General features: G+C 61.4%; 6 protein-coding genes. All 6 read right to left on the bottom strand.

Annotated features, from left to right (window positions below; translation table 11 throughout):
- The coding region (locus EN984_RS21275) for a serine hydrolase (protein ID WP_164765563.1) at positions 1-743 on the bottom strand (743 nt) is incomplete at its 3' end.
- Positions 744-979: 236 nt separating this feature from the next.
- The gene (locus EN984_RS21270; RefSeq protein ID WP_127268195.1) at positions 980-2,014 is read right to left on the bottom strand and encodes an extracellular solute-binding protein; all 1,035 of its coding nucleotides are present in this window, start codon (positions 2,012-2,014) and stop codon (positions 980-982) included.
- A gap of 28 nt (positions 2,015-2,042) precedes the next feature.
- Positions 2,043-2,846, bottom strand: coding sequence for an ABC transporter permease (locus tag EN984_RS21265; RefSeq protein WP_127268194.1), 804 nt, complete (start codon positions 2,844-2,846; stop codon positions 2,043-2,045).
- The gene (locus EN984_RS21260; protein ID WP_127268193.1) at positions 2,839-3,759 is read right to left on the bottom strand and encodes an ABC transporter permease; all 921 of its coding nucleotides are present in this window, start codon (positions 3,757-3,759) and stop codon (positions 2,839-2,841) included. The genes EN984_RS21265 and EN984_RS21260 overlap by 8 nt, the downstream gene beginning before the upstream one ends.
- Positions 3,759-4,853, bottom strand: coding sequence for an ABC transporter ATP-binding protein (locus EN984_RS21255; protein WP_127268192.1), 1,095 nt, complete (start codon positions 4,851-4,853; stop codon positions 3,759-3,761). The genes EN984_RS21260 and EN984_RS21255 overlap by 1 nt, the downstream gene beginning before the upstream one ends.
- Positions 4,854-4,994: 141 nt before the next feature.
- Positions 4,995-5,443: amidohydrolase family protein (locus EN984_RS21250; RefSeq protein ID WP_164765562.1), on the bottom strand; the 449-nt coding region annotated here is incomplete at its 5' end.

Raw genomic sequence — 5,443 nt, 5'->3', positions numbered from 1 at the left:
GTCACCCGCTCCATGATGAAGGCAAGCACGTCGGTCTCGATCGAGCGGTATTCGAATTGAGCCCCGTGCGGGCGGATCGTGTCCTTCAAGCCGAGGATCAGCTCGAACATGTGCGAGGGCCAACGAAAGGCCGGATCGCTGTCCAGCGGCACCGGCTTCCAGCCGGTGGCGACATCGACCTGGCCGATGTCGGAATAGCGGTCGGTATATTCCTCTGAGAAACGGACGCCGCTGGTCATGTCCAGCACATGCTGGACGCTGGCGCCGGTCCAGCCGGTAACGCCGAGTTCCGGCAGGTAATCTGTTACCAGTCTGGCCGGATCGATCAGGCCGCGCCCGACCAGTATGCCGAACACCGAACCGGTAACGGACTTCGCCATCGACTGCGACAAGTGCAGCGTGCGCTCATCCATGCCGTTGAAATAGCGCTCATAGGCGACCTTGCCGTCCTTGAGCACCAGAAAGCCGTCCGTATAGGTCTCGTCGAGCAACCCGGCGAGCGTCGTCGGCATGCCCTCGCTGTCCTCGACCGCCAGCCCGTCGAGATCAACCTCGGCGCGTTCGAAGCGGTGGCGATGGCCATTGCCGCGCCAGACTTCGGCGGTCGGCAGAATTTCACGGATGTGCTGGAACGCCCAGCGGTTCCACGGCGGCCGGTCCCAGTCGAGCTTCGGCGGTACCATGGCGGGCGGCGAGCCCTGCATGATCGGCGGCCGCGCGTCGCTGTTGCGGTATGACTGCATGAGAATCCCCTGCCGCCGCATGCCGCTCTTCAGTTCACTTGAATGAGGGCGGTCTGCACAGCGGACGAAAAAGCCCCCGATTGGGCCTTTCGAGTGACGAACGCCCGACGCCATGGCGAAGAGCAATGCCGGCAGGCCAGGTGAGGGGCGGCGCGAACGCTGCGAATTCAGCGCTACCCCTCATACGGCCCTTGACCCGCCGTCTTCCAACTCGCGCGGAAGAAGGCGGAGTGCCGCTATTTCTGAACGTCCGTCCAGATGCGCGTGTAGAGTTGCTGCACCTCAGGCGAGCAAGGGGTGAGGAACTCGCCCGCTTTCTCCAGTTCTGGCGGTACCACCAGTTCGGGCGCATCCTTCATGTCGGCTGGCAAGAATGCCTGCGAGCCCTTGATGCCATTGGCATATTTGGCGAAGGCGGAGATCATGGCGGCGTTCTCGGGATCCATGATGAAGTTCATGAACAGCTTGGCGTTGTCGACATTCTTGGCATCCTTGAGGATGGCAACACTGTCCATGAAAAAGGGGAAGCCCTCCTTCGGGTAGCCGAACTTGATGTCGGGGTTCTTGATGCGCGAGCGCATGATGGCGCCGTTCCAGTAGTAGACGGCCGAATAGTCGCCGGCCGGTAGCTTATCGGTCACGCTATAATCCATGGCCAGCCATTTCGGCTTGGCCTCCACCAGCTTGTCGCGCACTTTCTTGAGCAATTCCTTGTCGTCCGTGCACCAGTTGCCGCCCAGATACTTGATGGTGGCGAACAGCACGTCGTTCATTTCCGGCGCGACATTGATCTTGCCAACCAGTTCCTTCGGCGGATCGAGGAAGATGGCCGAGGTGTTGATGTCGCCGTCATAGACCTTTGTGTTGACGCCGATGCCGGTCACGCCCCACTGCCACGGAACCGTATAATGACGGCCCGGATCCCAGGGAACGTTCACCCAGCGCTCGTCGACATTCTTGAAGTTCTCCATCTGGTCGGGCCGGGCCTCAAGCAGAAGCCCTTCCTTCACCCAGATCGGCACGTAGTTGGCCGACGGCACCACAATGTCGAAGCCATGACCACCGGCGCGTACCTTTGCTAGCGCGGTGTCGTTGGAGTCGTAGTCGGTGGTCGTCACCTTGACCTTATAGGTATCCTCGAACTTCTTGATCATCTCGGGGCTAGTGTAGTCGCCCCAATTAAAGATGCTGAGTTCGCCTTCCGCATACGCGCTGCCCGCAAAGGCAAACATTGCGAATACCGCCGTGGCAGCCGTGGTCTTCCATTTCATTGCTATTCTCCCGTTTGGCAATCGTTGGTTATGGCTTGCGCCTATTGACGAAGTAGAACACGGTTACGAGCACCACCGACAGCGCAAGAAATACCGTGGCGATCGCATTGATTTCCGGGCTCGTTTCGCGCCGCAACTGGCCGAGCATGTAGGTGGGCAGCGTATCCTGGCCGCCGGACTTGACGAATTCGGTGATGACCACATCGTCGAGCGAAATGACGAAGGCGAGCATGAAGCCCGCGATGATGGCCGGCCTCAAGAGCGGCAGCGTCACGAAACGGAAGGCTTTCCAGGGCGTGGCGTATAGGTCGGCGGCTGCGCGCTCCAGCGTCAGGTCCATGCTGTCCAGCCGCGCCCGGATCGGCAGGTAAGCGAACGGGATGCAGAAGGCGGTGTGGGCGGCGATCAGGTAACCGAGTCCTGAGTAACCGGTCCAGACCTTGATGCGCGAGAACACGATCAGGAGCGCGACGCCGGTGACTATCTCCGGCACCATCAGCGGCTGGTTGATGAAGGCGTATTTGAAGGTAAGGCCGGGATAGGGCCGCGTGCGGGTCGTGGCCAGAGCAGCCATGGTGGCGGCGATCGTCGATAGCGCGGCGGCCGAGACTGCCAGCACGAGCGAGCGGACGGAGGCGTCCTGCACAGCCGAATTGTGCCAGGCCGAAATAAACCAGCGCAGTGAGACGCCATCCCAGCGCGAAAGCGAATCCGCCGTGTTGAACGAATAGGTGACGAGCGCCGCGATCGGCAGATAGAGCGCGAAGAAGGTCAGAAGCGCCATGAACCCGAAGCCGGGTTGCGCCTGGATGTCGAACGGACGCTTAGCCATGGGCTCCCTCCGACCGGGATGCGTTGCGCACGTAGAACAGGAGCGCGATCATCACCAGCACCATGAGCGTAATTGAGATGGCCGCGCCAAGCGGCCAGTTACGGCCTGCGCCGAACTGCAGTTCGATCAGGTTGCCGAGCATCATGTTCTTGCCGCCGCCCAGCACCCGCGGAATGACATAGGCGCCAAGCGAGGGAATGAAGACCAGTATCGAGCCGGCTATGACGCCGGGCTTGATCAACGGGAAGACGATGCGGCGCAGAACCTGCCAGCGACCGGCGTAGAGGTCATATCCGGCCTCGACCAGCCGGAAGTCGAGCTTCTCCATCGAGGCGTAGATCGGCAGCACCATCAGAGGTAGGTAGACATAGATCATGCCGAGCAAGATGGCCGCGTCGGTATTCATGATCTGCAGCGGTTGCTTGATGATGCCGAGCGCCATCAGCGCGGTGTTGACCAGCCCTTCGTTGCGGATCACCTGCTGCATGGCGAAGGTGCGGATCAGGAGATTCGTCCAGAACGGAATGGTGACGAGGAAAACCCAGACCTCGCGCGTCTTCGGCGGTCGCGTGGCGATGAAATAGGCTGTGGGGAAGCCGAAGAACAACGTCAGCACGGTGGTGTAGAACGACAGGCTTATCGAACGCCAGAAGATCGACAAATGCGCATCGGCGAAGGCCAGAGTGTCGTCGAAGATGTCGCGCTGCAACAGCACCGACAGCCAGCCATCGGTGGAGAATTTCCACACCACGCCGCCATAGGGCCCCGGCGTCAGGAAGGAATAGATCACGACGATCAGCAGCGGGCCGGACGCCGCCAGGAAGATGATGATCAGTGCCGGCGCCGACAGCACCCACCGATCGCGGATATCTCTGCGTTCGGCTTCCTTGGCGACTTCTTCCGCGCTCGCCATCAGTCCCTCACCACTTGCGCGGCGTCATTGCCGATCACGATGCCGACCTTGTCGCCGCGCTCGAAGCCGCAACCGGCGCTGCGCGTGTTCTGCTGGCGCACGGTGAAGACCTCGCCGCTGTCGAGCCGCACATGTATATGAGTGTCGGTGCCGAAATAGACGATGTTGTCGACAGTGCCGGACAATTCGCCCTTGTCCTTGGTCAGCTTGGCATGCTCGGGCCTCACCACCACGGTGGCGTTGTCCTTCGGCTGGAAGCCCTCGGCAACGGTCGCCTCGATGGTCGCGCCGGATTTGAGTGTGGCGCGCGCCTTGCCATTGCCGATGTTCGAGACCGCGGCGGTGAGAAAGTTGGTTTCACCGATGAAGTCGGCGACGAAGCGCTCCGCCGGCTTGTCGTAGATGTCCCACGGCGAGCCGACCTGCAGGATCTTGCCCGCCGACATCACCGCAATGCGATCCGACATCGTCAGCGCTTCTTCCTGGTCATGGGTGACGAAGATGAAGGTGATGCCGGTCTCATGCTGCAGTCGTTTCAATTCGATCTGCATGTCCTTGCGCAGCTTGAAGTCGAGCGCCGACAGCGGTTCGTCGAGCAACAGCACCTTCGGCTGCGGCGCCAGCGCCCGCGCCAGAGCCACGCGCTGCTGCTGGCCGCCGGAAATCTGGCCGGTGCGGCGGCCGGCGAGAGCTTCCATCTTGACCAGCTTCAGCATCTCGGCGACGCGCGCCTTGATCTCGGCCTTCGGCTTGCCCAGCATTTCCAGGCCAAAGCCGATATTGTCGGCCACCGTCATATGCGGGAACAGCGCGTAGGACTGGAACACGGTGTTGACCGGCCGCTTGAAGGGCGGCAGCGGCGCGATGTCCTGGCCGTAGAGCAGGATCTCACCGGCGGTTGGAAAGTCGAAGCCGGCGATCAGCCTGAGCAACGTCGTCTTGCCGCAGCCGGATGGCCCCAGCAACGTGAAGAATTCGTTCTCGCGGATAGATACCGAGACCGTGTCGAGGGCAGCTACCTGCCCCTCACCTGATCCGAAAATTTTTCTGACGTTTACTACTTCAATCGCATTCCGATCCGGTTTGTCCGGCACGATTACGCCTCACTGTTGACCCCGCTCTTGCTGGCGGAGCTCTTCCCCTGTTCGATGTGACCACATGGCCGGTGGGTTGGCAAGCCCGGCATTGGGTCACAGTTCAATCAGTCATTGAGGCCTGCAAGCCCCATGCCATAGTCAGGCCTGATAGGTGACCTTGCCGCCGCAAATCGTCGTCACCGGCCGCACCTTGTGCAGGTCGGCCGGGGCGGTGTTCTCGATATCCATCGACAAAACCACCAGATCGGCCATGTAGCCTGATTTCAGCGTGCCCTTGCGGTGCTCGGCGAATTCGGCGTAGGCGCCCTCGATCGTGTAACCGGCGATCGCTTCATGCAGTGAGAAACTCTGGTCCGGGTCTCTTTCTGCCCACGGTTTGCGCAACACTGCCGCCTGAATGCCCAGGATCGGATCGATCGGCGACACCGGCCAATCCGATGCGAAGACGACATGCGCGCCGGCATCCTTCAAGGTCCGCCACGCATAGCTCAGCGGCCAGCGCGCCGGCCCGATGCGCGATACCGTCGGCTCCAGTGGAAAATCCATTGCGCCCGGCGGATGCGGCGGTTTCTTTTCCGCACTTCCCC

Source organism: Mesorhizobium sp. M7A.F.Ca.CA.004.12.1.1, assembly GCF_003997835.1.
In the GTDB taxonomy this organism is placed as follows: Bacteria; Pseudomonadota; Alphaproteobacteria; order Rhizobiales; family Rhizobiaceae; genus Mesorhizobium.
The sequence above is the reverse complement of the archived record's forward strand: the minus strand, read 5'-3'. Positions and strand labels throughout refer to the sequence as shown.

Coding starts and splice junctions, on each gene's coding strand:
- EN984_RS21270 (WP_127268195.1), bottom strand. CDS start 2,014: ATGAAATGGAAGACCACGGCTGCCACGGCGGTATTCGCAATGTTTGCC.
- EN984_RS21265 (WP_127268194.1), bottom strand. CDS start 2,846: ATGGCTAAGCGTCCGTTCGACATCCAGGCGCAACCCGGCTTCGGGTTC.
- EN984_RS21260 (WP_127268193.1), bottom strand. CDS start 3,759: ATGGCGAGCGCGGAAGAAGTCGCCAAGGAAGCCGAACGCAGAGATATC.